The organism is Terrabacter carboxydivorans (genome assembly GCF_039532035.1).
GTDB classification, from domain to species: Bacteria; Actinomycetota; Actinomycetes; order Actinomycetales; family Dermatophilaceae; genus Terrabacter; species Terrabacter carboxydivorans.
Genome location: NZ_BAAARE010000010.1, coordinates 50,176 through 76,747 on the forward strand (window position 1 = coordinate 50,176; position 26,572 = coordinate 76,747).

28 protein-coding genes are annotated in these 26,572 nt (G+C 72.7%); 18 read left to right on the forward strand and 10 right to left on the reverse strand.

What is annotated here, in order from left to right:
- Positions 1–110: 110 nt before the first annotated feature.
- On the reverse strand, positions 111–668 hold the full coding sequence (locus ABD297_RS12225; RefSeq protein WP_344255218.1) for an orotate phosphoribosyltransferase: 558 nt from the start codon (positions 666–668) through the stop codon (positions 111–113).
- A 10-nt stretch (positions 669–678) separates the two neighbouring features.
- Entirely contained in the window at positions 679–2,871 is a 2,193-nt protein-coding gene (locus ABD297_RS12230; RefSeq protein ID WP_344255219.1) for a hypothetical protein, read from the reverse strand.
- Positions 2,872–2,968: 97 nt separating this feature from the next.
- Between ABD297_RS12230 and ABD297_RS12235 the strand changes: the two genes are divergently transcribed.
- Both ABD297_RS12235 and pheA read left to right on the forward strand, forming a co-directional pair.
- Entirely contained in the window at positions 2,969–3,469 is a 501-nt protein-coding gene (locus ABD297_RS12235) for a DUF4446 family protein (protein WP_344255220.1), read from the forward strand.
- Complete coding sequence (gene pheA / locus ABD297_RS12240; protein WP_344255221.1) at positions 3,466–4,413, forward strand: prephenate dehydratase; 948 nt, start codon at positions 3,466–3,468, stop codon at positions 4,411–4,413. Before ABD297_RS12235 ends, pheA begins: the two co-directional genes overlap by 4 nt.
- A 19-nt stretch (positions 4,414–4,432) precedes the next feature.
- Here pheA and ABD297_RS12245 read toward each other — a convergent pair whose 3' ends face one another.
- Positions 4,433–5,212, reverse strand: a complete 780-nt coding sequence (locus tag ABD297_RS12245; protein WP_344255222.1) for a peptidoglycan-binding domain-containing protein — start codon at positions 5,210–5,212, stop codon at positions 4,433–4,435.
- A 459-nt stretch (positions 5,213–5,671) separates the two neighbouring features.
- On the opposite strand from ABD297_RS12245, the gene ABD297_RS12250 reads away from it, so the two are divergent.
- From ABD297_RS12250 to ABD297_RS12265, 4 genes are all read left to right on the forward strand, one after another.
- Positions 5,672–7,243: a S8/S53 family peptidase gene (locus tag ABD297_RS12250; RefSeq protein ID WP_344255224.1), complete on the forward strand. Its 1,572-nt coding sequence runs from the start codon at positions 5,672–5,674 to the stop codon at positions 7,241–7,243.
- Positions 7,240–7,821 carry an RNA polymerase sigma factor gene (locus tag ABD297_RS12255; RefSeq protein ID WP_344255225.1) on the forward strand — a complete coding sequence of 194 codons (582 nt, stop codon included), beginning with the start codon at positions 7,240–7,242 and terminating at the stop codon, positions 7,819–7,821. Before ABD297_RS12250 ends, ABD297_RS12255 begins: the two co-directional genes overlap by 4 nt.
- A gap of 1 nt (position 7,822) precedes the next feature.
- On the forward strand, positions 7,823–8,320 hold the full coding sequence (locus ABD297_RS12260) for a hypothetical protein (protein ID WP_344255226.1): 498 nt from the start codon (positions 7,823–7,825) through the stop codon (positions 8,318–8,320).
- Between the two features lie 106 nt (positions 8,321–8,426).
- A complete protein-coding gene (locus ABD297_RS12265; protein WP_344255227.1) occupies positions 8,427–10,970 on the forward strand; it encodes a CHAT domain-containing protein in 2,544 nt (847 codons plus the stop codon).
- Between the two features lie 139 nt (positions 10,971–11,109).
- Here the strand turns inward: ABD297_RS12265 and ABD297_RS12270 are convergent, their stop codons facing one another.
- On the reverse strand, positions 11,110–12,294 hold the full coding sequence (locus tag ABD297_RS12270) for a flavin-containing monooxygenase (protein WP_344255228.1): 1,185 nt from the start codon (positions 12,292–12,294) through the stop codon (positions 11,110–11,112).
- An 80-nt stretch (positions 12,295–12,374) separates the two neighbouring features.
- Between ABD297_RS12270 and ABD297_RS12275 the strand changes: the two genes are divergently transcribed.
- Entirely contained in the window at positions 12,375–13,262 is an 888-nt protein-coding gene (locus ABD297_RS12275) for a methyltransferase domain-containing protein (protein ID WP_344255229.1), read from the forward strand.
- Positions 13,263–13,299: 37 nt separating this feature from the next.
- Here ABD297_RS12275 and ABD297_RS12280 read toward each other — a convergent pair whose 3' ends face one another.
- Positions 13,300–13,983: a DUF2461 domain-containing protein gene (locus ABD297_RS12280; protein ID WP_344255230.1), complete on the reverse strand. Its 684-nt coding sequence runs from the start codon at positions 13,981–13,983 to the stop codon at positions 13,300–13,302.
- 112 nt (positions 13,984–14,095) lie between these two features.
- Here ABD297_RS12280 and efeU point away from each other — a divergent pair, with 112 nt between their 5' ends.
- From efeU to efeB, 3 genes are all read left to right on the forward strand, one after another.
- Positions 14,096–14,965, forward strand: a complete 870-nt coding sequence (gene efeU, locus ABD297_RS12285) for an iron uptake transporter permease EfeU (RefSeq protein WP_344255231.1) — start codon at positions 14,096–14,098, stop codon at positions 14,963–14,965.
- A 61-nt stretch (positions 14,966–15,026) separates the two neighbouring features.
- A complete protein-coding gene (gene efeO / locus ABD297_RS12290; RefSeq protein WP_344255232.1) occupies positions 15,027–16,208 on the forward strand; it encodes an iron uptake system protein EfeO in 1,182 nt (393 codons plus the stop codon).
- A complete protein-coding gene (gene efeB / locus ABD297_RS12295; protein WP_344255233.1) occupies positions 16,205–17,500 on the forward strand; it encodes an iron uptake transporter deferrochelatase/peroxidase subunit in 1,296 nt (431 codons plus the stop codon). Before efeO ends, efeB begins: the two co-directional genes overlap by 4 nt.
- Before the next feature lie 19 nt (positions 17,501–17,519).
- On the opposite strand, the gene ABD297_RS12300 is transcribed toward efeB, so the two are convergent.
- Positions 17,520–18,623 (reverse strand): diacylglycerol/lipid kinase family protein, encoded by a 1,104-nt coding sequence (locus ABD297_RS12300; protein ID WP_344255234.1) that lies wholly within the window; start codon positions 18,621–18,623, stop codon positions 17,520–17,522.
- Between the two features lie 71 nt (positions 18,624–18,694).
- Here ABD297_RS12300 and ABD297_RS12305 point away from each other — a divergent pair, with 71 nt between their 5' ends.
- The 6 genes from ABD297_RS12305 to ABD297_RS12330 all read left to right on the forward strand — a co-directional run bounded on the left by ABD297_RS12305 (position 18,695) and on the right by ABD297_RS12330 (position 22,498).
- On the forward strand, positions 18,695–19,243 hold the full coding sequence (locus ABD297_RS12305) for a DinB family protein (RefSeq protein ID WP_344255235.1): 549 nt from the start codon (positions 18,695–18,697) through the stop codon (positions 19,241–19,243).
- Entirely contained in the window at positions 19,240–20,295 is a 1,056-nt protein-coding gene (locus ABD297_RS12310; protein ID WP_344255236.1) for a Gfo/Idh/MocA family protein, read from the forward strand. Before ABD297_RS12305 ends, ABD297_RS12310 begins: the two co-directional genes overlap by 4 nt.
- 88 nt (positions 20,296–20,383) lie before the next feature.
- Entirely contained in the window at positions 20,384–20,881 is a 498-nt protein-coding gene (locus tag ABD297_RS12315) for a hypothetical protein (protein ID WP_344255237.1), read from the forward strand.
- Positions 20,882–20,969: 88 nt separating this feature from the next.
- Positions 20,970–21,386, forward strand: a complete 417-nt coding sequence (locus tag ABD297_RS12320; RefSeq protein ID WP_344255382.1) for a DUF2500 domain-containing protein — start codon at positions 20,970–20,972, stop codon at positions 21,384–21,386.
- A 135-nt stretch (positions 21,387–21,521) separates the two neighbouring features.
- A complete protein-coding gene (locus tag ABD297_RS12325; protein WP_344255238.1) occupies positions 21,522–22,118 on the forward strand; it encodes a hypothetical protein in 597 nt (198 codons plus the stop codon).
- Positions 22,115–22,498: a hypothetical protein gene (locus tag ABD297_RS12330; protein WP_344255239.1), complete on the forward strand. Its 384-nt coding sequence runs from the start codon at positions 22,115–22,117 to the stop codon at positions 22,496–22,498. Before ABD297_RS12325 ends, ABD297_RS12330 begins: the two co-directional genes overlap by 4 nt.
- Before the next feature lie 12 nt (positions 22,499–22,510).
- On the opposite strand, the gene ABD297_RS12335 is transcribed toward ABD297_RS12330, so the two are convergent.
- Entirely contained in the window at positions 22,511–22,975 is a 465-nt protein-coding gene (locus tag ABD297_RS12335) for a cupin domain-containing protein (RefSeq protein WP_344255240.1), read from the reverse strand.
- A gap of 291 nt (positions 22,976–23,266) precedes the next feature.
- Here ABD297_RS12335 and ABD297_RS12340 point away from each other — a divergent pair, with 291 nt between their 5' ends.
- On the forward strand, positions 23,267–23,713 hold the full coding sequence (locus ABD297_RS12340) for an SRPBCC family protein (protein WP_344255241.1): 447 nt from the start codon (positions 23,267–23,269) through the stop codon (positions 23,711–23,713).
- A 235-nt stretch (positions 23,714–23,948) separates the two neighbouring features.
- Here the strand turns inward: ABD297_RS12340 and ABD297_RS12345 are convergent, their stop codons facing one another.
- The 3 genes from ABD297_RS12345 to ABD297_RS12355 are packed head-to-tail and all read right to left on the reverse strand — an operon-like array spanning position 23,949 to position 25,683.
- Entirely contained in the window at positions 23,949–24,398 is a 450-nt protein-coding gene (locus ABD297_RS12345) for an SRPBCC family protein (protein WP_344255242.1), read from the reverse strand.
- Positions 24,395–25,138 (reverse strand): hypothetical protein, encoded by a 744-nt coding sequence (locus tag ABD297_RS12350; protein WP_344255243.1) that lies wholly within the window; start codon positions 25,136–25,138, stop codon positions 24,395–24,397. Before ABD297_RS12350 ends, ABD297_RS12345 begins: the two co-directional genes overlap by 4 nt.
- Entirely contained in the window at positions 25,138–25,683 is a 546-nt protein-coding gene (locus ABD297_RS12355) for a hypothetical protein (RefSeq protein WP_344255244.1), read from the reverse strand. The genes ABD297_RS12350 and ABD297_RS12355 overlap by 1 nt, the downstream gene beginning before the upstream one ends.
- Before the next feature lie 354 nt (positions 25,684–26,037).
- Here ABD297_RS12355 and ABD297_RS12360 point away from each other — a divergent pair, with 354 nt between their 5' ends.
- A complete protein-coding gene (locus ABD297_RS12360) occupies positions 26,038–26,442 on the forward strand; it encodes a hypothetical protein (RefSeq protein WP_344255245.1) in 405 nt (134 codons plus the stop codon).
- The last annotated feature ends 130 nt before the right edge of the window (positions 26,443–26,572 follow it).

A 26,572-nucleotide genomic window follows, 5' to 3' on the forward strand; every position in this document is an offset into this window, starting at 1 on the left:
GTCGGCGAGCAGTCGGGCAGGTTGGGGGCAGTCGGGCAAGTGACGGACGGTCGGGCAGGTGGCGGGCAGTCGGGCAAGTGACGGGCGGTCGTGCAGGGGGCGAGCAGTCGTCAGGAGCGCGCGGCCTCGCGGGCGCGGTCGAGGTCGGCGCGGGTCAGGACCGAGCGGGTCTCGAGGCCGAGCTCGTGCAGCCGGTTGGCGCCCGGCTCGCTGCGGTCGATGGTGCACACGACGACCTCGACCGTCGCGCTCTGCTCGCGCAGCGCGACCGTGGCATCACGCGCGGCACCGCCCGTCGTGACGATGTCCTCGACGAGCGTGATCCGGCGGCCGGCCACGTCGGCGCGCTCGGCGAGGCGCCGGGTGCCGTACGCCTTGGGTGCCTTGCGCACGAAGAGCGCCGGCAGGCCGGTCAGGCTGCTCATCATCGTGGCGATCGGCACCCCGCCGAGCTCGAGACCGCCGAGCAGGTCGGTGTCGGCGTGCACGAGCCGCACCATGGCCTCGGCGACCCGGCGCAGCAGGACCGGGTCGGACTCGAAGAGGTACTTGTCGAAGTACTCCGGCACTACGGCCCCGGACCGGACGACGAACTCGCCCTCGAGGCGGCAGACCCGGTCGATGTCGGCGGCGAGCTCGTCGCGGGCGTCGGGGGTCTGCTCGTCCACGGGCTGCTCCTCAGAGGTGGTGCCGGTCGCGGCGACGTCGGACCGGCGCGTTCCGGGCCTCGATGGACAGGAAGTGCATGACCGCCGAGACGACGAGCGGCACCGTGAAGATCGCCGCCACCGGCGGGATGGCCGCGCCCGAGTCGTTGGTGAGGAAGCCGATGACCGACATGACGATGACCGAGAGCAGGCCCCGACGCATGAGCGGTGCCTCCTCGAGCAGGCGCCGCAGCGGCTCGGTGCCGAGGATGCCCGGGCGCAGCACGATCATGACCGCGACGGCCATGAGGGCGACGACGACGACGAGGAGCACCGGCATCGCGATCGCGAGCTCGACGTTGGCCCACAGCTTGCGCGACAGCACGTCCCACGCCCCGCCGTCGATGACGGTCTGCAGGAACCGGCCCGGGTGCGAGCGCTCGGCGTCGGGGCGTCGCCAGTCCAGGTAGGAGACCAGCCCCACGACGAGGGCGGCGACGAGCAGGACGACCGAGATGTTGCGCACCGACGTACGCCAGCCCATGACGCCCATGAGCAGGAAGCCCAGCGCCGGGACGAGCGCGATCGGGCCACCGAAGTCGGCGCCCCACGCCGGCAGCACGTCGACGGCGAGGGCCACCCCGCCCACGACGACGACCGCGAAGACAGCCAGGCGCGGGGCGGAGCGTCGGACCAGCGCGTGCGCGAGCGCGGCGCAGAGCAGCAGGACGGCCGCGGCATACAGCGCGAAGGCGACGTTGCCCATGCCGTAGAACCGGCCGCCCACGAGGGGCTGGAGGCCGAAGATCGAGGAGATCTGCAGGCGCGAGCCGGTGAGCAGGTCGATGCCGATGACGCCCGCCGTGATGGCCGACATCGCCGCCAGCGGACCGAGCGCCGAGCTGCTCCACGGGCCCTTCAGGCAGACCAGGGTGAGCACGGAGCTGATGACGAGCACGAGGACGAGCAGCAGCGCGACGAGCACGGCGGAGTTGGTCGACCACCGCCACCACGGGACGATGTTGGCGAGGAACGTCGCGGCCGGCATGGCGGCCGAGCCGAGGCCGATGAGGCGGACGAGGCGCAGCACCCGCGCCCGGGTGAAGCGGCGGTTCCAGGGCCGCGCCCGGCGGATCACGACCCACAGCACGAGCATGGCCAGCGCCGTGCCGACGAGCCAGATCGTGAGGAACGGCGCGACGATGCGGTGCATCGCGTCGGCCTTGGTGTCGATGTCGGTGAGCACGGTCAGCTTGCTGGCTGCCGTGGACTCGCTGTTGTTGGCCGAGGGGACGACGCTGAGCGCGCGGCCACCGATCTCGGTCTTGGGCTGGACGCCGCCGCGCTGGAGGATCGTCGCCGTGATGTCGGAGAGCTGGGCGACGCCCGTCAGGCGGGTGGAGGCCGAGGCGAGCAGGCCCGGCGCGTAGTGCGGTCCGCTCGCGGTGAGCAGCCTCAGCCGCTCCTGCTGGTCGCGGTCGGCGAGGCCGGCGACGACGAGGTCGGCGCCATTGGGCATGGCGTCCGTGACGAGCTCGATGCGCCGCTCGATGCCGTTGATCTTCTCCAGGTGGCGGGTCGGGTTGGGATCGGTCGCGTCGATGCCGCCGACGTCGACGATGCTCACCGGGCACTGGGCGAGGTCCGAGACGAGCGTCGTCGCCTGGAACGGGGCGTACTTCGCGACCTTGCCGTCGGAGGTGGCGGCCGCGAGGCCGGCGCCCGGCCCGATGGCCTGGATGCACGTCTTGTCGGCGGCGAAGCTGTCGCCGAGCAGGCCGAGCTGGGCCCGGAACTCCGCGTCGTGCGACGCCTTCGCCAGGGCGTCGAAGCCGATGACGCGGAGGCCGTCGGTCGCGCTGCCGGCGACCGAGGGGAGCGGCGAGCACTGGGGTCGGGCCTCGGAGGTGTCGGGGCCGGCGGCCTCACCGGCCGAGACGGTGGCCCAGCCGTCGGTGGGGCAGGTCGTCAGGCGCAGGCTCTTGACGGACACCGAGGCGGCCGAGCCGTCGCGGAGCAGGCCCCACAGCGTCGGGGTGTCCTCGGCCGAGACGTCGTCCCAGGAGAGGCCGCCGAGCCCCACGACGACGAGGGACTCGCCCGGCTGGGGCTGCGCCGTCGGTGGGACGGGGACGGTGGTGCGCTTGGCGTAGGCGAGCGTGAGCGCGGCCACCATCACCAGGAGCAGGACGACGAGCGTCTTGACGGGATGGCGGCGGATCACGGTGGACAGACTACAAACCGGGGCTGTCCGCCGGTGGCGAGGTCACGGGCTGGAATGGCCGGGACGGGCCCCTCGCGCACGGCTACCCTTGCCGATCGTGGACGCCTCGACGCTGACGACCCTGGCCATCGCGGCCGTCGTCGTCGCGCTGCTCGCCCTGGCGCTCGCCCTCGGTGCCCAGCTGAGGCTCGCCCGCGTGCGGCGCGACTTCGCCGCCCTGGGCGACGACGGCCAGACCGACATCGCCCGGGTCGCCGCCACCCAGAACCACCGCATCGACCGCCTGACCGCCGAGCTGACTCGCCTGCGCGAGCACGTCGCGAGCGCCGAGGAGGACGTGCGCCAGAGCCTGCGCAACGTCGCGGTCGTGCGCTACGACGCGTTCGGCGACATGGGCGGACGCCTGTCCTTCTCCGCCGCGATCGTCGACGACCTCGGCGACGGCATCGTGCTCAGCTCGATCCACGCCCGCGGCGAGTCCCGCACCTACGCCAAGGGCATCGTCGGCGGCCGCTCGAGCATCACCCTGACCCCCGAGGAGCAGCAGGCGCTGGCCTCGGCGACCCGCCTGCCCGACCGCACGAAGGACGCGTCGTGACGCCACCCCGCACGCCCGACCAGCTGCACCGCTTCGGCTACCTCGGTCCCCGCGGCACCTTCACGCAGATGGCCCTCGACGCGTGGGACGCCGCCGAGGGCCGTGAGCACGTGCCGTTCGGGTCGGTCGACGCCGCCCTGTCGGCCCTGCGCGCCGGCGACATCGACGCCGCCATGGTGCCGATCGAGAACTCCGTCGAGGGCGGCGTCTCCGCCACGCTCGACTCCCTGGCGACGGGCGAGCCGCTCGTCGTCATCGGCGAGGTGCTCGTGCCGATCACCTTCGTGCTCTGCGCGAGGCCGGGTATGCCGTTGGCCGACATCCGCACGGTCGGCACCCACTCGCACGCCTGGGCGCAGGTGCGCGGCTGGATGGGCCGCAACCTCCCCGACGCGGCCTACGTCCCGACGCTGTCGACGGCCGCGAGCGCGGCCGCGCTCGCCCAGCCGGGCGAGGTGATGTTCGACGCAGGGGTGTGCGCCCCCGTCGCCGCGAGCAACGAGGGCCTCGAGGTGCTCGCCGAGGACATCGGCGACAACGCCTCGGCCGTGACCCGCTTCGTCCTCGTCGCGCGTCCCGGCACGCTGCCCGAGCCGACCGGCGCCGACAAGACGACCGTCGTGCTCTTCCAGCGCGAGGACCACGCCGGCGGCCTGCTCGAGCTGCTCGAGCAGTTCGCGGTGCGCGGCGTCAACATGACGCGGCTCGAGTCGCGCCCGACCGGGGCAGCCATGGGCTCCTACTGCTTCTCCATCGACTTCGAAGGGCACGTCCTCGACGCCAGGGTCGGCGAGACCCTCATGGGCCTGCGACGGGTCTGCGCCGAGGTGCGCTTCCTCGGGTCCTACCCGCGCGCCGACGGCGGCCGGCCGGACGCGCGGCCCGGTACGACCGACGCGGACTTCGACGGGGCGCGGGCCTGGCTCGAGGACCTCCGGGCATGAGCGACCGGGAGCCCGACGGTCAGCCGATCGTCGCGCCCATCTTGAGCAGGAAGAGCGTGTCCTCGGCGACGACACCGTCGTCGCCGACGCGGTTGGCCTGCTGGAAGCGCTGGACGACCTTCTTCGTCTCCGCGCCGAAGCTGCCGTCGACGGTGATCGTGCCGCCCGCCGCCCGCAGGGCCCGCTGGAGGGTCACCACCTCGGCGCCCTTCGACCCGACCTTGAGCGGCTGGTCACCGAGCGTGCGCGAGATGAGAAGCACCCACATGCCGGCGTCGATGCGGCCCGGCTTGGGCGGCGGACCCTCGAAGCTCGCCTCGACCTTCGTGACGGCCGCGCGCGTCTGCGCGCCGTAGACGCCGTCGACGGCCACCGGGCCGTAGTCGGCGTCGTCGAGGAAGCACTGCAGGGTGCGCACCGCCGGCCCCTTCGCGCCGGGCTGGAGCACGGGGTATGCCGGCAGCGTCCGCTCGCACGAGCCGGCCACGCTTCCCGGGTCGGTCGGTGCCGGCGTCGTGGCGGGCGCGCTCGGTGTGGTCGGCGCGCTGGTCGTGGTGGTCGGCTTGGTGGGGGTGAGCGGGTCGGCCGTGACCGTCGGGATCGGCGCCGTGGACCCGGGGTCGGCCGGGCCCGTCGTCGTGGTGGACGACGCCACGGCGGGGGACTCGGCGGCCGACGCCGTCCGGGGCGTGGTGCCGCTGCACGCCGAGAGCGTCAGGCCGAGGATGACGGCCGTTGCCGCAGAGGTGAACCCGGCTCCTCGTCTGCCGCCGTTGCGAACGCCTGTGCTGACCTGCATCTGTCTCCCCTGAGCTCACGCGGCGGCCCTGACGTCCGCTCACGTTGGTGAAGTATGCGCCCACCGGAGCGAGCGCGCGAGCGGACGCGCGGCACGGCATACGCCCTGCTTTGTCCTCCGTCGCCGCGACGGGAGGGGAGGGGGCGCCGGTGCTGCCAAGCCCGGCGCCCCACGGACGGGACTGCCCCCTGGTAGTCCCGAACCCCTGCAAGGTCACCGGGCCTGCTGCCCCTCCGCAGCGCCCCGTAGCAGCCCGGTGACCGTTCCCCCTGACCACCCAGAGTCCGGGCGGGAGCACCTGATACGTCCCCGGACGAACATTTTCGGAAGAACTTTCCGAAGGCCCGATGACGGCCGATGTATCAGGAAACCGAGTACGCGCACTCAGTCGGGTGTAAGGGTCTTTCCAAGACCATCCGCCCCCTGTCGAACCAGACGACCAACGAGCAGGAGCTGTCGATGTCAGAGTCGGGTCCCGGCGTCCCCCGCGGCGCGAACGGCGACGGTGCGAGCGAGCGCTCGCCACGCCCCGAGCGTCCCCCCGTGCGCGCCCTCGACCCGGCCACGGCGATGCGCCTGACCGACGGACGCGCGCCGCTGCCCGCGCTCTACCTCTCCGACCGCCTCCTCGTGCGCGCCGCGCCGGGAGGCGGTGCGACCCGGGGGCTGGGCGACCTGCGCTCGGCGCTCGCGAAGCTCGAGCTCGACTTCCGGGTGACGCCGCGACCCGACGGGGGCACGCGCGACCTGGAGGCCGACTCGTGGGGCACGAGCATCACGCTGACGCCGGCCCGCCCGATCGACGCGGTCGACGCGTGGAAGGTGCTCCAGCAGCTGCGTCAGTCCGACGGCCCGCTGGCCGAGCAGCTGAGCCTCGAGCACGTGCTCCGGCCGGCGGACGGCTACTGGGGCGGGGTCGGCGGCTACTGGGGCGGCGTGGGCGGCTACTGGGGTGGGGTCGGCGGCTACTGGGGCGGCGTCGGCGGGTCCGCGCTGCAGGAGTACTCCGTGCCCGGCCGTGGGGGTCGTATGCCGGTGGCCCTGGCGCTGCCCGACCCGCGGCTGCGGGCGCGGCCGGTCGACCGCAGCCCCGTCGTCGTCGTGCCCGACACGGCCATCGCCGGGCACCCGTGGTTCAAGCGGGACTCGGGGGTGCTGCGCATGGTGCTCGAGAACGGTCGCCTCGTGCCGCTCCTGACCGGCCCGGCCGACCCGCCCGTCGAACCGCCGATCACGGCGCCGACACCCCCGCCGGCCGAACCGGCGGGGCTGCTCCAGGGGCACGCCACCTTCATCGCCGGGCTGGTCCGCCAGGGCTGCCCGGAGGCGACGATCCTGTCGATCCGCGTCATGGGTGACGACGGCATCGTCGACGAGAGCGTCATGCTCGACGTCCTCCAGGCCCTGCTCGACCGGCACGTGCACGGGCAGGAGCACGACGACCCGTCCGAGGTCGTCGACGTCCTGTCCCTGTCGATGGGCTACTACGCCGAGGACAGCACCTACACCTCCGGCCCCGTCGCGGACCTGCTCGACCGGTTCGCCGAGCGGGGCATCCTCGTCGTCGCAGGCGTCGGCAACGACGGCACCTCGAGCCCGTTCGTCCCGGCGGCGCTCGCCGCCGCCCCGCCGCAGCGCGTCACCAAGAAGTCGGTGCCGCCGCTCGCGAGCGTCGGCGCGAGCAACCCCGACGGCACGACGGTGGCGCTCTTCTCCAACACCCTCACGGTGGTCAGCGCCGTGCGTGCCGGCGTCTCCGTCGTCAGCACCCTGCCGCTCACCAACGGGATGGGCCAGCCCTCGTCGCAGGTCTCGTCGTCCGACGGCACGGTGCGCTGCACCGTGGACCCCGACGACTACACCGGCGGCTTCGGCGTGTGGAGCGGCACGTCCTTCGCGACCCCCGTCTTCGCCGCAGAGCTCGCAGCCACCCTCATCGAGGAGGGTGGCCTCACCGACGTCTCGGCGCCCACCATGCGCAAGCGGGCCATCCGCGCGCTGCGCACCTGCATCGGAAGGACGCGGTCATGACCCCGACCCCCACCGCACCCGACGGCCTCGGGACCCTCGCGGGCAAGGCGTTCGCCGCCTACCGCGCGGGTGAGCGCGAGCGGCTCTCGGAGCTCGTCGACCTCGTGACGCCCGTCCTGTGGAGCGCCGCGCGGTCCCAGGGCGGGGCGCCGGCGACCTGCGAGGACGCCATCCAGACGGCCTTCCTGCAGCTCGTCGACCGGGCCGACTCGATCCACGAGCCGGCCGCCGTGCTTGGCTGGCTCGTCGTCGTGGTCAAGCGCGAGGTCTGGCGCCTCGCCCGGGGGGCCCGGCGCGAGTTCGGTGTCGAGGAGGTGCCGGAGGCTCCGGCGCAGCAGCTCGACCCTGAGGCGCAGTCGATCCTCTCCGAGCGCCAGCGCGTGCTGTGGAAGCACGTCTCGACCCTGTCCCCGCGGTGCCAGGAGCTGCTCCGGGTCATCGCGTTCGCCGACCGCCCCGACTACGCCGCCATCGCGGAGTCGCTGGGGATGCCGGTCGGCAGCATCGGCCCGACCCGCGGCCGCTGCCTCCAGAAGCTGAGGACCACCCTCGGCACCGACCCCGGATGGGCGGTCTGACATGACATCGCACACGGACGCCATCGATGCCCGCGACATCGCCAACCTCGCCCACGTGCGCGACCTGTTCGCCCACGCAGACCCGGTGCCGAGCGACCTGGCCGAGCGGGTCAAGTTCGCGATCACCGTGCACGCGCTGCACGCCGAGGTCGCCGAGCTCATGGACTCGGCGCTGCTGACGACCCGGGGGGCCGAGGCCGCGGTCGAGCCGACGCCGACCGAGTCGGTGACCTTCACGGCCGCCTCGATGAGCCTCATGGTCTCGTCGGGACCGATGGACTCGGACGAGTCGGAGGACCGCGTCCGGGTGGACGGCTGGGTCACGACGCCGGGCGCCCGGGTCGAGGCGGTGACGAGCGAGGGCAGCAGCTCGGTGATTTCGGATGCGAACGGGCGCTTCGTTCTGGATGATCTACCCCATGGGCCGGTGCACTTCGTCGTGACCGACCCGGGCAACGACGACACGCGGCCGGTCATCACTCCGACGATCCAGATCTGACGATCCCGACACCTGAGCTGACCGGCCCTGAGCGAGAGGCCGGGCGGGAGCCATCGATCTGCTCGAGAGTGCACGCACCCTGCGCGAGCAGGGCGCTGCCGACAACGTGGCCGGCCGCCCTGTCGAGGCGGCGCGGTCGCTGACGGCGGCGCTGGACGAGCTCGACCGGGCGGCCGGGTCGGCTCCCTCGCGGGAACGGCTCGAGCTGCGGTGCAAGACGCTCATCACGCTCGCGCTCACGGAGTTCATGCTGTCGGGGGTCGAGTCGGCGTCGGCGCGGCTCGCCGAGGCCGAGGAGGTCGTCGACGACCTCGGCGACGACCGGCTGCGGGCCCGCCTCGACTACCAGCGGGCCAACATCCACGGCAGGGTCGGTGACCTCGCCTCGGCGTGGGACGGCATCGAGGGTGCCGTGCGGCGCCTCGACGCCTTCACCGAGCAGGAGCAGTGCTCGGTGCACCTGAGCCGCGGCATGCTCGCCTTCGAGCTGCTGCGCCCGCAGGAGGCCCTCGACTCCTTCGCCGAGGCGGCGCGGCTCGCGCACGACCTCGGCGGCGCCGAGCAGGAGTTCATGGCCCGCCACAACGAGGGGTATGCCGCCTACCTCCTCGGCGACATCCCGCGGTCCCTGGCCGGCATGGCGCGGGCCGAGGAACTCGAGTCCGACGTGTTCCCGGGCCCCGCGCGCCTCGACCGGGCGCAGGTGCTGCTCGAGGCCGGCCTCGTCAAGGAGGCGGTCGAGGCGCTGCACGCGGGGCTCGCGTCCCTCGAGGGAGACGGGCACGACCAGATGCGGGCCGAGTTCGAGCTCGCCCTGGCCCGGGCCCACCGGCTGCTGGGGCACCTCGACCTCGCCGCGGCCGCGGCGGCGTCGGCGCGCGAGACGTACGGCCGCATCGGGGCCACGGCATGGGCGGCCAAGGCGCGGCTCGTGGAGCTGCTCGTCGACCTCGACCGGCAGCGGCGGACGCGGCGGGGGCGCGACGACCTGCCGCCCTCGAAGGCGGTGCGAGGTCTCGTGGGCGTGGGCGACGCCGCAGTGGCGCTCGCTGCCGCGGCCACCGCCGACGAGCTCACCGAGACCGCGACCGAGCTCGGTGACCCCGAGCTGGCCGACAGCGCCCGCGTCGTCGCCGCACAGGCGCTGCTGCTCGCCGGTGACGCCGCCGGCGCCAACACGCGCCTGCTCAGCCTCGAGCGGGTCTCGACGGGGTCGCTGTCCGACGAGCTCGACGCAGCGGTCGTGACGGCGATGACGCTGGTCGCCACCGGCGACGTGGCCCCGGCCCGGCGCATCCTCGTCCGGGCCTCGCGTCGCCTGGCTGCGGGCCAGCAGGGCAGTGCCAGCCTCGACCTGCGCACGGCCCGCGCCGTGCACGGGGCCCGGCTCTCCGAGCTCGACCTCGAGCTCGCCGTGCCGCGTGGCAGCGCCTCCGTGCTCGAGGCGCTCGAGCGCTGGCGCAGCGCGACGGACCGGCTGCCGTCGCTGGGCCGACCCGACGACGAGCAGCTCGCCTCACTCACCGAGCAGCTGCGCGCGGTGCGCGGCCACCTGCGCGGTGAGAGCGACCCCACCCAGGTGCGCGAGCTGCACGACCACGCCTCGCGTCTCGAGCGTCAGATCCGGGACCGCGACTGGGCCCTGAGCCGCGACGGCGGCTCCGGCCGGCCGGTCCCCGTGCGGGTGCGCGAGGCGCGCGAGCTCCTCGGGCACCTCGACCGCGACCTCGTCTGGTTCTTCCGGCACCGCGGGCGCATCGGCGCGGTGGGCGTCGTCGGCGGACGGGCGACCCTGCGCGACCTCATGCCGGCCGACCGTGCGGCCGAGCTCGCCCAGCGCGTCCGTGTCGACCTCCGCGCCGCCGCCACCCACCACCTCGGTCCCCTGGCGGGAGCGGTGTGGTCCTCGCTCCGGTCGAGCGCGGCCGAGCTCGACGACGCGCTGCTGCGGCCGTGGCGCTCCGACCGGGGTCTTGTCGTCGTGACGTGCCCGGAGCTCTCGGCGCTGCCGTGGGCCCTGCTGCCCTCGATGGCGGGACGCCCGTTCACCGTCGCGCTGTCGCTGACGTCGTTCGCGCGGCGGGCGGCGGCGTCCGACGCGGCCCGGTCCTCCGGGGTGCACGTGAGTGTCGGGCCGTCGGTGCCGCGCGCGTCCAAGGAGGGCCGCACGATCGTCGGCACGTGGGGCGCCGGCGCGCGCCTGGCCGAGCCCTCGCGGCGCGACGAGCTGGTAGGGGCTCTGGCCCGACCCGGCGTCGTGCACGTCGCCGCCCACGGCACGCACCAGATCGAGTCGCCGCTCTTCTCCTCCCTCGTGCTGCACGACGGCCCGGTCTTCGCCCACGAGCTGCAGCCGACCGGCGTCCGCGCCGACCACGTGGTGCTCTCGGCCTGCGAGGTCGGCCTGGCGTCGGCCCGCCCCGGCCACGAGTCCCTCGGGCTGGCGCTGTCGCTGCTCTCGCTCGGCGCACGCTCGGTCGTGGCCGCCGTCTCTCCGGTGCCCGACGACGTCGCCGCGACGGCGATGACCCGTCACCACGAGCTGCTCGCCTCGGGGCTGCCGAGCGACGAGGCGCTCGCCCGCGCGGTCGCCGAGACCGATGACGTCGCCGCAGCCTTCCTCAACCTCGGCGGCCAGCACCGCCCCTGACCCGCCGCTGCGCCTGCCCACCGAACGCCGCGTTCGGTCTCGAACTCACTGTTAGAACACTGAGTTCGAGACCGAACGCGGCGTTCGGTCGGTCAAGCCCGGGAAGGGGCCCGGGGAGTGTGTGGAGTGGGCCGGTGGGTCAGGCGGCCTTGGCGCGTCGGGCGCGGATCTCCTGGCGCTTGCGCAGTGCCATGGACAGGGCGATCTTGCGGGCGTCGATCGACAGCTCGCGGAGCATGCCGGAGATCGGGTTGGTGTAGCCGGTGAACCACATCCCCTTGGCGCCGCGGGCGGTGCGGCCGCCGCGCTCCACGGGCCGGCCCTTCTCGTCGAGCACGCCGAGGTGGCCGATGAGCGGCTCGAGCCCCTGGCTGTAGCCGGTCGCGAGCACGACGAGGTCGGGGTGCAGCCGCGTGCCGTCGGCCAGCACGACGGTGTCACCGTCGAGCTCGCGCAGGGCCGCCACCGGCTCGACGGTGCCGGAGCGGACCGCGTCGATGATGCCGACGTCCTGCACCGGGATCGCGTTGTCGCGCTCGACGCGGGTCAGCAGGCCGGTCGTGGGGCGAGGGAGCCCCTGCGCCGAGAGGTCGGGTGTCTGGAGGCGCTCGACGACCGGGGCGACCCGGTCGACGAGCGCCGTCGGCAGCCGCCGCACGGCGATGCCGGTGTACTGCGCGGCATACGGCCCCGTGTTGCGGCGCAGGATGTGCGGCACGGTGCGCACGGCGAGGCGCACCCGGGCGGCGCCGTGCTCGACCAGGTCGACGGCGAGCTCGGTGCCGGTGTTGCCCGTGCCGACGACGAGCACGTCCTTGCCGGCGTGGGCCGAGCCGTTGCGGTAGTCGCGCGCCAGCACCACGTCACCCGAATAGTCCTGCAGCCCAGGCACGTCCGGCTCGCGCGGGGTGTGGTTGAAGCCGGTCGCGACGACGACGTAGGGCGCCGTGAGCGTCGTGCCGTCGCGGAGCGTCAACGTCCACGACTCGCCGTCGGCTGACCGGTCGACCCGGCGCACCTCGGTGCCGAGGCGCACGTCGAGGCGGTGGTGGGCGGCATACAGCTCGAGGTAGCGCACGACGTCGTCGCGCGAGACCCACCGGCCCATCTCCTTGGGGATCGGGAAGCCCGGCAGTCCCGAGAGCTCGCGCGGCGTGTGCAGGTGCAGGCGGTCGTAGTGCCCGCGCCACGACGTGCCGACGCCGGTGCTCCGCTCGAGGACGACGCCGTGCAGGCCCCGCGCCTTGAGGGCGGCGGCCGTGGCCAGCCCGCCGGGGCCGGCACCGATGATGTACGCGTCGACCGGGACGCTGCGCTGGGTCACCGGGACAACGTAGCCGCACACCCTCGACAGTTCTCGCCAAACCGTGCGCCGACCCGAACCGTGGACAGCATGCTGGAGACGTGACCCCCCAGTCGGTCCCGACCCCCTCCGGGGAGTCGGGCGCCGCCCCGAACATGTTCACGCGGGAGCGGATCGGTGAGGGCGGCGCGGCGCGCGTCGCCACCCTCGTCGCGCTGCTCGACGCGCAGGAGCAGCAGCCGGCCGTCCGGCGTCTGCGGGCGTGGGCCTTCGAGGCCCTCGCGCCGCAGCCGGGGGAGTCGGTCGTCGACGTGGGAGCCGGCACCGGCACCGAGCTGCGCCGCCTCGCAACGGCCGTCGCACCCAACGGCCGCGCCGTCGGGATCGAGCCGAACCCGGGGCTGCGCGAGGTGGCTGCGCAGCGGGCGGCCCTGCTGGGGTCGGCGGCCACCTTCATCGACGGCGACGCCGCCGACCTGCCCTTCGCCGACGGCGCCGTCCACGTGCTCCGGTGCGAGCGCGTCTTCCAGCACCTCGCGGACCCGCAGGCGGCGGCGCACGAGTTCGCGCGGGTCCTCGCGCCGGACGGACGGCTCGCGGTCCTCGACAGCGACTGGGGCACCGCCATCACCCACCCCGGCGACCCCGACCTCGTGCGCCGCTACACCGAGGCCAACTGGCGGCGCATGCCCAACCCCTTCTCGGCCCGCCACCTCCCCAACCAGCTGCGGACCGCGGGCCTGATCGTCGACCACGACATCGGCTCGGCGGCGCTCGTCATGCCGCCGCGCGCCCTGCTCGGCAGCGGCGTCGTGCACCGCAACGCCGACGCTGCGGTCGAGGAGGGCGTGCTGACGCGTGAGGAGGCGGACCAGCTCCTCGCCGACGCCATGGCTGCCGCCCGCGACGGCACCGCCTTCTTCTCCGTGACGATGTATGCCGTCATCGCCCGCAGGCCCGACCGTGGACCCGGGCCGTCGCTGGGCTGACCTGCCGCCCGTCAGCGCCGCCCGTCAGCGCCGCCCGTCAGCGCCGCGCGTCCGCGCCCTCTGCGCCGACGTGCTCCTCGAGCCACTCGGTGAGCGGACGCACGGCCCGCCACGTGTCGCGCACCATGGTGAGCGCGCGTCGCGTGGACAGCCAGGCGGGGGCGCCGAAGTCGCGGGTGACCATGAGTTCCTTGTGACGCAGCGTCGCGATGCGAGGGTGGTCGACGGCATACCCCCGCGGTGCGGTCTTGACCTGCTCGCCGAGCAGCTCGAAACCCTTGCCGCGCAAGGCTGCCAGCACGGCCTCGAGCTTCAGCCCGCTCGACGGGGCGTCGACGGCAGCGCGGAAGCGAGCCGTCTGTGCGGTGCTCGCCGCGCGGAAGCCGCCCCCGGCGCGCAGCCCGTCCGCGCTCACCTGGACGTAGTAGCCGAGGACCGTCCCTGACCCGACGAGCGCGCCCTGGTGGGTCTTGTAGGGCGACTTGTCGGCGCTGAAGCGCACGTCGCGGTTGGGGCGGAAGAGCTTCGCCTCGCCGAACTCCTCCTCGAGCCCGTCGAGCAGGGCGAGCATGGGCTCGCGCACGTCGCGCTCGTAGACGTCCTTGTGGGCGAGCCACCAGTCGCGGGAGTTGCGGTCCTCGAGCTCGGCGTAGAAGGACAGGGCGCCGGGCGGGAAGCCGGAGAACGTCGGCGTGGCCGGTGCCGTCGGGGGAGTGCTCATGTGGCGACTCTGACATCCCGGCGGACTTGTTAGGCAAGCCTTGCCTGTGCTTTGCTGATTTCAGTCACGTGGGTGTGGCGTAATTCCTGCAAGCAACCTGAGAGAAGGAACCGTGCTCGCGAGCAACGCGCTCATCGGCCTCCGGGAAGGTCTCGAGGCCGCCCTGGTGGTGGTCATCCTCGTGGCCTTCCTCGTCAAGACCGACCGCCGCTGGGCCCTGCGCCACGTGTGGACCGGCGTCGGCGTCGCCGTCGCCCTCTCGGTCGCCCTCGGCGCCCTGCTCACCTACGGCACGCGCCAGCTCAGCTTCGAGACCCAGGAGCTCATCGGCGGCACCGCCTCGATCGTCGCGGTCGTCTTCGTCACCTTCATGGTCTTCTGGATGAAGTCCGCCTCGCGCACCATCTCCGGCGAGCTCAAGGGCAAGCTCGACCAGGCCCTCGACATGGGGCCGCTCGCCATCGCCCTCGTCGCCTTCCTCGGCGTCGGCCGTGAGGGCCTCGAGACCGCGATCTTCTTCTACGCCACGACCGAGGCCGCCGGACAGGGCAACAACCAGCCCCTCATCGGCTGGGTCATCGGCCTCGGCGGTGCCGTCGTGCTCGGCTGGCTCATCTACCGCGGCGCCGTGAAGATCAACCTCACGAAGTTCTTCCGCTGGACCGGGATCCTGCTCGTGCTCGTCGCGGCCGGCATCCTCGCCTACGGCATCCACGACCTCCAGGAGGCCGGCTTCCTGCCCGGCCTGACCACCCTCGCCTTCGACGTCAGCGCCACGGTCGACCCGGGCAGCTGGTACGCCACGCTGCTCAAGGGCATCTTCAACTTCACGCCGGCCACGACGCTGCTCCAGGCCATCGCCTGGGTGCTCTACGTCGGCATCGTCCTCACGCTCTTCCTGCGTCCGGCACGCCCGAGCCGCCCGGTGGACGCCCCCGCCGTGGCACCGGACAGCACGTCGCGCCCCTCCGTCGCCGCCTGAGCGCCCGTCCGGCCCACCCTCTGTCGCACTCACACCGCCTGCCCCTCCAGGAGAACTCGCCATGCCTCGCCCTGCCCTGCGCCGCTCTGCCTTGAGCCGTCCCGTGCGCGCCGTCGTGCCCGTCGCCCTCTCGCTCACCGCAGCCCTCGCCCTGACCGGCTGCGCCGACAAGCCGACCGCCGGCTCGGGCTCGGCGTCGGGTGCGTCCCGCGCCGTCACCGTCACCGCGACCGACACCGCGTGCACGCTGAGCACCACGACCGCCAAGGCGGGCACGGTGACCTTCCAGGTGACGAACTCGGGCAGCAAGGTCAACGAGTTCTACCTCTACGCCGAGGGCGACCGCATCGTCTCCGAGGTCGAGAACATCACCCCGGGCCTGAGCCGTGAGCTCAAGGTCGAGCTCACCGAGCCCGGCACGTTCACGACGTCGTGCAAGCCCGGCATGGTCGGCGACGGTATCCGCGGATCCTTCACCGTGACGGGCACCGCCGCCAAGGGGAGCGCCGACGCCACGGTCGCCACCGCGATCGCGGACTACAAGAAGTTCGTCGCGTCAGAGGCCGACGAGTTCGTCGAGAAGACCAAGGGTTTCGTCGCCGCGGTCAAGGCCGGCGACGTCGCGAAGGCGAAGTCGCTCTACGCGCAGGCGCGCCACCCGTGGGAGGCCATCGAGCCCGTCGCCGAGAGCTTCGGCGACCTCGACCCGAAGATCGACGGCCGCGAGGACGTCATCGCCGACGGCATGGCCTTCACCGGCTACCACCGCCTCGAGAAGGACCTCTGGAAGGACGGCCTCAAGAAGGACTCGGGCGCCATCGCCGACCAGCTCCTCGCCGACGTCACCGAGATCGCCGCGAAGAGCAAGACCGTCGAGCCGACCGCCCTGTCCATCGCCAACGGCGCCAAGGCCCTGCTCGACGAGGTCGCGACCGGCAAGATCACCGGCGAGGAGGAGCGCTACTCGCACACCGACCTCTGGGACTTCGACGGCAACCTCGAGGGCTCGCGCCAGGCGCTCGCCGCGCTGCGCCCGGTCATCGCCGAGCGTGACCCTGCCCTGCAGAAGGCGCTCGACGCCGACTTCACCGGGCTGTCCAGTCTGCTCGCGAAGCACAAGGCCGGAGCCGACTACAAGAGCTACACCGCGCTGACCGCTGCTGACATCAAGGAGCTCACCGTCTCGCTCGACGCGCTCTCGGAGCAGGTGTCGAAGGTCCCCGGGGTCGTGGAGGCCAAGTGACCGACGAGGGGCTGAGCCGCCGCCGTCTGCTCGGCGTCTCCGGGACCACGGCCGTCGCCGGCGTGGTGGCGGGGGTCGCGGGGGCGTATGCCGTGTCGCGCGGTGACGACGCCGCCGCGGCAGGTGCCCCGTCGTCCACGACCTCCGGCGCGCTCGCGCTCGACGCCGCGATCCCGTTCCGCGGCGAGCACCAGGCCGGCATCGTCACGCCGGCCCAGGACCGGCTCCACTTCGTCGCGCTCGACGTCGTGACGAAGGACCGCGAGCAACTGCGCCGGCTCCTCGAGGACTGGACCCGGGCCGCCGAGCGCATGACGGCCGGCGCCGAGGCCGCTCCCGGCGGTCTGGTCGGTGGCGGCCCCAACCGGGCACCCGAGGACACCGGCGAGGCATACGGCCTGCCGGCATCGGGCCTGACGATCACCATCGGCTACGGCCCGTCGCTCTTCGACGGCCGCTTCGGCCTCGCCTCGAAGCGCCCGGCGGCGCTGAAAGACCTCCCCGCCTTCACCGGCGACCAGCTCGACCCGCGCCGCACGGGCGGCGACCTCTGCATCCAGGCCTGCGCCAACGACCCGCAGGTCGCGGTCCACGCCGTGCGCAACCTCGTCCGGCTCGGCTTCGGGGTCGTCGCGGTGCGCTGGTCGCAGCTCGGCTTCGGTCGCACGTCCTCGACCTCGACCGCGCAGGCGACGCCCCGGAACATGTTCGGCTTCAAGGACGGCACCAACAACCTCAAGGCCGAGGAGCCCGAGAGCCTGGCCCAGCACGTGTGGGTCGGCGCCGCGGACGACACGGGTGGCGGCGCCTGGATGGCCGGCGGCTCCTACCTCGTCGCGCGACGCATCCGCATGCACATCGAGGTCTGGGACCGGACGAGCCTGCAGGAGCAGGAGGACGTCATCGGCCGCGACAAGAAGGAGGGCGCCCCGCTCGGCGCCACTAAGGAGTTCGACCGGCCCGACTTCGCGAAGAAGGGGCCGGACGGCACGCCCTCGATCCCCATGACCGCGCACGTGCGCCTGGCCCACGAGAGCCAGCTCGGCGGCATCCGCATCCTCCGTCGGGGCTACAACTTCACCGACGGCTCCGACGGCGTCGGCCACCTCGACGCCGGGCTCTTCTTCATCGCCTACATGCGCGACCCGGCCAAGCAGTTCGTCCCCATGCAGCGGGCGCTCGCCAAGGCCGACGGGCTCAACGAGTACATCGAGCACAACGGGTCGGCCGTCTTCGCGTGCCCACCCGGCCTGAAGGACGGGGAGCACTGGGGCCAGGCGCTGTTCGCCTGACGTAGGCCCCGGCGGCGGGCTACTGGCTGACGCGGACCGTCAGGCAGCCGGGACGCACGGTCGCGCTGACCTCGCTGGCCTCGCCGATGACGTCGCCGTCGATCTGCACCGGCACCGGGCGGTCGGTGCGGACGCGGATCTCCTTGCACGCCTTGTGGTCGAGGGTCGGGTGACCCTTGCGCTGACGCGTCGCGACGCGGGTCGCGACGGGCACCCAGCCGACCACACCGCGCGGCGACGCGATGACGGTGTCGAGCTGCCCGTCGTCCACGCGGGCGTTGGGCATCAGCACGAGCCCGCCCAGCAGCCGGCCGCAGTTGCCGATGACGACCATCCGCGCGCGCCGGCGGAACTCGAGCTCGTCGTCGACCTTGACGGAGATGCGGAACTCCGGCGAGACGAGGTGCTTGACGCCCGAGAGCATGTAGGCCGGCCAGCCCACCTTGGCCTTGAGGTTCTCGTTGGTGCCGGCCATGATCTGCGCGTCCATGCCGACCCCGCTCATGACGAGGAAGTAGTGCGTCTCGGGGTCGCCGGACTCGTCGGGGGCGTCGTCCATGGGCGCCGCCCCGATGACGAGCTCGCCGACGTCGATGCGCCGGTTGCGGCCCGTGAGGGCGACCCCGACCGCAGCCTCCAGCGCCACGGGCAGGTCGAGGTTGCGGGCCAGCAGGTTGCCCGTCCCGGCGGGCAGGATGCCGAGGGCGGTCTCGGTGCCGACGAGCGCCCCGGCGACGTTGCGCACCGTGCCGTCGCCCCCGAGGGTGCAGACGATGTCGACGCCGTCCCGGACGGCCTGGGCCGCCTGGCCATGGCCCGGGTCCTCGACGGTCGTCTCGTAGAAGACGGGCTCGGCCCAGCCGTTCGCCAGGCACGCGGCCGTGATGCGCTCGCGGGCCGTCGGCAGGTCGGCCAGCTTCGTCGGGTTGATGACGACGCCGGCGCGTTTGAGCGGGGCCGGGACGTCGTCCTCGCCGGTGCGGAAGTGGTCACGCGGGGGGCGCGGGCGTCGACGACGCGTCGCCGCGACCTCGGGGACGACGCGGGTCAGGACGAGGCCCCCGATGACCAGCGCCAGCACGACGAGGCCGGCGATGATCCACGGCAGGTAGTCCTTGAGCACGAAGACATACGCTATCCCGCTGGTCGGGCGCGCCCCGAATCGCCGAGGCCCCGCGGCCCTAGGCTGGCCGCATGAGCGAGCCCGTCACCGACCCCGGCCCGTCGACGCCGGACGACGCGGACTGGACGTGGGTGCTGGAGCGCCCGTGCCCCGACTGCGGCTTCGACGCCGCGGCCACCGACCCTGCCGCCGTTCCCGGGATCCTCCGCGACGCGTCGAGGAGGTATGCCGTGAGGCTGGGTCGCGACGACGTGCGCACCCGACCGGCCGAGGGGGTCTGGTCACCGCTCGAGTACGCCTGCCACGTCCGTGACGTCTGCGACGTCATGCGCGGCCGCCTCGAGCAGATCCTCGAGGGCGAGGGCTCGCTGGTGCAGTTCGCCAACTGGGACCAGGACGAGACCGCCCTCGAGGCGCAGTACTGGCGCTCGGACCCCGAGGTCGTGGCCCGCGAGCTCGGCGAGGCGTTCGAGTCGGCGGCGACGGCATACGCCCTCCCGTCGGGTACGCAGTGGGAGTGGCCGGCCCTGCGCAGCAACGGCTCGCAGTTCACGGCCCGCACCCTCGCGCTCTACTTCGTCCACGACATCCACCACCACCTCTGGGACGTGACCTCTTGACCCTGCCCATCGACGTGCCCCTCCAGCTGCCCGAGCCGCGTACGCCCGACCCGCACGACGCGCCCGCGATCCGCTGGGGGATCCTCGCGCCCGGCGGCATCGCGCACGCCTTCGCCGACGCCGTCGCCGTCGGGACCTCCTCGTCGGTCGTGGCCGTCGGCTCGCGCAGCCGGGACCGCGCGCAGGACTTCGCCGACGAGTTTTCGATTCCTAGGGCGCACGGCTCCTACGAGGACCTCGTCGCCGACCCGGACGTCGACGCGATCTACGTGGCGTCGCCGCACTCGGAGCACCGCGACCACGCCCTGCTCGCCCTGCGTGCCGGCAAGCCGGTGCTCGTCGAGAAGGCCTTCACCCGCAGCGCCGCCGAGGCGCGCGAGGTCCTCGCCGCGGCCGACGAGCAGGGACTGCTCGTCGTCGAGGCGATGTGGAGCCGCTTCCTGCCGCACTACGACGTCGTGCGGCACGTCGTCGAGACCGGGCTCATCGGCGAGCTCGTCGCCGTGTTCGCCGACCACGGCCAGCGGCTCTACCCCGGCGGTCCGGCCCGGCTGTCCCAGCCCGAGCTCGCCGGCGGCGCGCTGCTCGACCTCGGCGTCTACCCCGTCTCGTTCGCGGACATGGTGCTCGGCGCGCCCGCGTCGGTGTCGGCGCAGGGCACCCTGACCGACCTCGGCGTCGACGCGACGACGACCATCACCGTGACCGGCGTGGGCGGGGCGCACGGCGTGCTCTCGTGCACGATGGCCGGCGTCACCCCGTGCAGCGCGGTCGTCGCGGGCACCGAGGCGCGGCTCGAGCTGTCGAGCACGTTCTATGCCGGCGGCTCGACGATCCGCCTCGTCGACCGCAACAACGAGGTCGTCGACGAGCGGGCCGGTGGCCTCACCGACGAGGTGCGCGGCTTCTCCTACGAGGCGGCCGAGTTCGCCCGGTGCCTCGTCGCCGGCGAGACCGAGTCGCCGCTCCTGCCGCACGCGACGACGCTGCGCGTCATGGAGACCATGGATGCCGTGCGCCGCCAGGTCGGGGTCGTCTACCCCGGCGAGTGACGCGTTCTCCCAGGGCGGGGCGCGGCCGACGGGCATCACCCTGCTGAGGTGATGCCCGGGCTGGTGTCGGCGGCGAGGATCGAGTGTCATGACGACGACGACATCGCTGACCGCGCCGCAGGCCGACCTCGTCCGTGAGACGGAGCCAGCCCGGCTCGCCGAGCTGACCGAGGACGAGCTCATCGAGCTGCACCAGCGGGTGCGCCGGGCTCGCAACAAGCACGTCGGCCTCTACCGCCGGCAAGCCAGCGCCCGCGTCCCGGCCAAGGGAGCGCGGGGCGCGGCTCGGCCGGCCAACCGGCTCAACGCCGACCGGGCCGAGGTCTTCGAGCTGGCGCTCGCCCGGGTCAGCGCACGGCTCGGTGTCGTCGCGCGGGCCGCGGCCGCGGAGCTGAAGGCCGAGCGCCTCGCCGCCGCCCGCGAGGTCAAGGCCGGCACGGGCCCCGGTTCGGTGGCGTCCGTCGCGGGGTCGGGGTCGGTGCCCTCGGCGAAGCGGCGCGCGACGAAGACGACCGGAGGCCTCAAGCGCGACGCCTCGTCGCAGTCCCAGGGCGCGCGCCGCCAGGCCCGCAAGGATTCTCGCTGAGGCCGGGCGCCCGCCGCAGGTGAGTGGCAGACTGCCGCCACCGGCGCGGTGCCGGTCTCGGTGAGAGGGGGGTTGGGCGGTGTTCGACATGTCCGGCATGGAGGCTCTCGTCCTGCTCTTCATCGCGGTCGTGGGCGTGCTCGTCGTCGGCACGTTCGCCTTCGTCATCGTCAAGGGCGTCTCGCAGTGGCGCGCCAACGAGGCCAGCCCACTGGTCAGCGTGGACGCCCTCGTCGTGTCGCGCCGCACCGACGTGCGCCGGCGCTCCGGCACGACGGCGCTCCCCGGCGCCGACGCCGGCTCACCGATGGTGAGTGGCACGCCCGCCACGTCCAGCACGACCTACTACGTGACCTTCGAGGAGCCGTCCGGCGAGCGGCGCGAGCTGCAGGTGAGCGGCCAGGACTTCGGGCAGCTCGCCGAGGGCGACCGCGGTCACCTGATGCACCAGGGCACGCGCTTCAAGGGCTTCACCCGCCAGAACGTCGTCGACGGACCCCAGTGACACGCTCGCGGTCCGAACGGAGCCGGCCGGACGGCATACGTCGTCGGTGACGCCCGGCGGTCGCTCTGAGTGGGAGAGCGGTGCGGGGGAGCGGTGGGGCGCAGCGGTGTGGCGGGCCTCGAAGCGGGTACGGCCATGGCCACACTCCACGCGCCCCGTCACGGGGCGCCACGGCAGCAGGGACCCGGCATGACGGCATACAGCACCATCGTTCGCGCGACGCACCTGCTCACCAACGCAGCGTGGTTCGGGGGCTCCCTCGCGGGCGCCGCGGCGCTCAACCCGGCAGCGCGTGAGGGGGAGCAGGCCCGCGACCGGGCCGACATCGCCGATGCGGGCTGGCGGCGCTGGGGACCCGTGCAGGGCGCCGCGGTCGGGCTGCACCTGCTGAGCGGCATCGCGATCCTCGCCGACAACCGTCGTCGCGTCGTCGAGCACCGGCCGACGACTGCCGCCGTAATCCTCAAGACGGCGCTCACGGCGACGGCCATGGCCGTGAGCGCCGAGGCCTACCGGTCGGGGGCCGAGTTGGGCGACGCGCTCGAGCGAGCGGACGCGGACCCGGCGGCCGGCAAGCGGGCGAGGGACCTGACGAAGCGGATGGGCTGGCTGCAGTGGGCGACCCCGGCGACCACTGCCGGGCTGCTCGTCCTCGACGCCTACCTCGGTGAGCAGCAGCGAGGCGCAGCAGGGCTGCTCGACCGGCCGTCCCGGCTGTGGCGCCGGTCGTGACGCGCGAGTTCGAGTTCGCCTTCGAGGGGCGCTACCGCCTGCCCGCGCTCGCGTTCGGGGTGACGCCGGCGACGGCGAAGGTCCTCGTCACCGACACCGAGCTGCTCGTGCGCTTCGGCCCTTGGCGACTGCGCACATCGCTGGCCAACATCTCGGGCACGGAGGTGTCCGGGGACTACGCGTGGTACCGCACCGCCGGGCCTGCGCACCTCTCGCTGACCGACCGCGGCGTCACCTTCGCGACGAACTCGCATCGGGGACTGTGCGTCTCGTTCGTCGAGCCGGTCCGCGCGATCGAGCCCACGGGCGCGCTGCGTCACCCGGGCGCGACGATGACCGTCGCCGACCCCGAGGCTCTGGCGGAGGCCCTGCGTCGCTGACGCCGCGGTGGGTCAGGCGTGCTGGTCCGGGGCCGCTGCGGGCTGCACGGACCAGGCTGCGGGATCGTCGTCCCTGTCGGCGTCGGCGACCTGCTTGGTCTCGTGGACCTTCCCGGGGGTGTGGTGCTGAGGCGCATAGACCGTGTAGAGCTGCATCGGCTCGTCGCCCGTGTTGGTCACGTTGTGCCAGCTCCCGGCCGGGACGATGACGCACCAGCCGTCGCCCACCTCCTGGTCGAAGGTCAGCTCGTCCTTGCCGGGTCCCATCTGGGCTCGACCGCGCCCGCGGTCGAGCCGGATGAACTGGTCGGTGTCGGGGTGCTGCTCGAGCCCGATCTCGCCACCGACCGGGATCGACATGAGCGTGACCTGCAGGTACTTCCCGCTCCAGGCCACGGTGCGGTAGTTGGGGTTCTCGAGCGTCTCGCCCTCGAGGTCGAACGCCTGAGGGGCGGGTCCCACGTCTTCGATGCTCATGCTTCGACCGTAGCCTCGCCGGGTCATGGCCGAGGGGGCTTCGCTGAGGTCGAGGAAGGCAGTAAGGCCCGATGCCATCTGGTCGCGGCTCGTGGGCTCAGCAGAGGTGAGCGCTCACGCGGGCAGCCCGGAGGCTTGCGCCAGGCTCGCGGCGAAATGAGGCGGGCCGAACCGGGTGTTGTCGGCGGCCCCACCTTCAGCCGGGCGGCGGGCGAAGGCCCGAGGAGCACGCGCAGTGCGAGCTTGCTGCTGACGCGTCCCTGTCGATCCAGTCGCGAGTAGGCTCCAGCGATGGCCGTGGACGTGGAGACCTCCATTGACATCGACGTTGCGCGTGATCGCGTCGCGGACTTCGCCTCCGACCCCGAGAACGCCCCGGGCTGGTACGTGAACATCTCAACCGTAGTCTTGGAGACTCCGCCGCCCGTCGCTGCGGGGTCGCGCATGGCGTTCGTTGCACATTTCTTGGGCAGGCGGATTGCGTACACCTACGAGGTCCGCGAACTGGTGGCCGGCGAGCGGTTCGTGATGAGTACCGCGGAAGGCCCCTTCCCAATGGAGACGACCTACACCTGGTCCGATACAGCGGCCGGTGGGACGCGAATGACCATGCGAAACCGGGGAGAGCCATCGGGTTTCGGCCACCTCGCGGCCCCGGTGATCTCACGAGCCATGCGACGCGCCAACCTCAAGGACCTCCGGGCCCTCAAAGGCCTCCTCGAGAATGCGACGACCTAGTCGATCTCATCAGCGTCTACACAATCGGGACGCTCAGTAGCGGCGGTAGGCAGTGGGGTCCCGCACGCGCCCTATCTGGGCGGAACGCTTGCGCCCGACAGGCGGCGGAAGGACGCACCATGCCCGGCGCTCGTCAGCGTGGGCCGTCACCTTTCGTGGCGCCACGGCGTCCAGGAAGGCCGTGGACTCGCGGTCGGGCCGTCCTTGCCGGGTGAGCGCCGGTACGCCTCGGACTTCAATGCGTGGCGTCGGTGTGCTCGAGGTGGCGTTTGAGGCCGGTCCAGATCGCCTGTTCCTGACGTCGGCCGATGACGCCGACCAGTGGGCCGGCGAATCGTGCCGGTCCGGTCAGCGTGATGGTCCAGTCCCAGGAGAAGTGGGTGCCCGTGGGAGTGGGGTCGCACTGCACGTGCCCTTCGACGGTGGCGTCGGCCATGACGCTGCGCGAGTCGATGCGGTGAGGCCGATCGAAGCTCGTGTACTCGATGCTCACCGGCCTTGGCCTGCCCCGAGAGAGCACGGTCGCCTCGAAGCGGGTGCCGTTCCCGATCAGACCGTCGCTCGTTTTGGTGGCCGCGGTCCTGTGCGGGTTGTAGCGCGGTTCATTGCGTTGGTCGGCGACGACGTCGAAGACCATCTCCACCGAGCGGGCGATGTCCAGGCTCCCTCGCACGCGGCGGCTCATTGGTGGATCTCACGGTCTAGGTGGAGCAGCTTCCAGCCGACCAGCGCGAACCAGGTCGGGAGCAGCAGCCCGTAGAGCATGTACGCCGGGCCGATGACCGGCCGCAGTGCCTCGGACACGATTCCGACCGCCCCGGCGACGATTCCGATGGTCGCGAGGACCGGCCCGAAGAACGAGGTGTGGCGCATGATCGAGGACAACAGCAGGATCGCGGCCGCGGTCAGGATCCCCGCCCACGAGACGGCGTTGGTGGCGGCGATGAGCGCGTCGGCAGCACTGACGAGCCGAGCCCGGTCGGCGTCCCTACCGGCGGTCGCGTAGGCGTTGCTGAGCACGACCAGGCCGCCGTGCAGGGACTGCGGGCTGCCGCCCAGCGCCAACGCGATCACCTCGGAGGCGATCCCGAACAGGCCCCCCATGGCCGCAACGGTCTTGTTTGCGTCCTTCAACGCCAACGCCACCGCGCTGAAGACCACGAGGGCGGGCACCGCCAGCCCGACGAAGCAGACCAGCTCGGTCAGGTAGACCCCCGTGTGGGCGGCGATGTACCCCAGCAGGGCAGCTCCCTCGGTGGGCGGGACCGGCGCGAGGAAGACGAGCGCCACAGGAACCAGGACGAGGAGCGCGAGGAGCACCGCCGACCAGCCTCCGGTCTTGAACAACAGTCCCCACGAGGCGTCCGGCTCTGGCGACCGGGCGTGCTCGACCTGCCCCGTGCCTGTCCAAACCGTCCTGGCCATCACCATCGCCCCCCGGGCATGGGCACGGCACCGGCCCTGCGCGTTACCCGGCCACGGTCATCGGTCCCGCTCATTCCCGTATGCGTGGTGCGCCGCTCGGCGCGCAACAGCAGGGTGAGGGCGCCGATCATCGGCACGGCATACAGCCAGAGCCACCAGCCGAAGAACAGCAGGCCGAGGTGGAACGCCATGAGCAGCACCAGCCCGACCTGCATCAACCGGCCCCCGGACAGCACCAGGATGCCGGCGGTGGCCTCGCCGGCGATCAGCAATCCGATGAACAGGCCCGTGTTCGGGACGACGAGGGAGGCCCAGGCGTCGCGGACGAAGGCGAACTGGGACATCTCACCGAAAGGGGCGAAGGAGTCCCAGTCTTTGATCAGGTAGACGACGTTCACCATCGCCCCGAAGACGAGGAACAGCACCCCGAGCGCGACCCGAGCAACGAGCCGTGCCCGTCGGCTCCGGTCAGCGCGCAGAGACGCAGCGATGATGGTCACGCCGAGGACGAGCCACATCACTTTTTCCATGGCATTGCCTTCCACCCAGCCGCCGGGGTGACCGCGCTCTCATGCGCCGGCTTCCCATCACGGCAGCCGCGACGGCGCCTGCTAGGAATTCTCCTCGCGTCGCGGTTGGCCGGTCCCGGACTGTGGCCGGCTTCACCACGAAAACGAGCATGGCTCCGCTCGGCCACCGCGACGATGGTCGGCTGCGCGGCGCAGTGACGCACCCTCGTCGACTCCGTCGGAGGCACCTCGAGGCTCCCCCGCGTTAGGACTACGTGGAGGGGAGATCTCATTCGGCGATGTCGACGCGAGCAACTGTGCGAGCCTTAGCCCATGGTCGCTCGCGCATACAGCACCACCTTGACCGCGTCGGACGATTGGTCCGGACCGATGCTCGAGATCGTCAGCGTGCCCGCTGAGTCCACGTCGGGCTACTCCCTAGAGGACTTGCTCGGATCTCTGGGGCTTGCGCCGGCTTCGGTTGAGAGATTCGGTGAGCTTAGCCAAGCCCGCGACCTACTCGTTGGACACTTTTCCACCACAGGACTTGGCGACCTTGTCTCGTTAACGTTCGACGAAAATTTCGTCGTTGTCGAAGAGTCCCCCGGGAAGGCTAAGGCGCTGTCGGCGGTCGCAGGGGCCGGCGCGATCGCAACTGGATTCGCCGTTTTTGGTCCGTGGGCGATCATCGCCGTTCCAGCGGGTGTCTTCCTCCTGGCGGCGGCGCCCGAGGCCGGGCGAGGATTCGGTGAATGGGTCGGAGACTGGTTCCGCGGCCACCGCAGGAACCGTTGAGAGAAGTCGTCGACGGTGATCAGAGCCCCCGAGCTGTAGGCGGTGCTGTGGACGGGTTCGGGCGCCCAGCCCCCGAAGCCACATGGCGCTGGAGATCAGCAGCATGCGCGTCACTCGCTAGGGCGGCGCT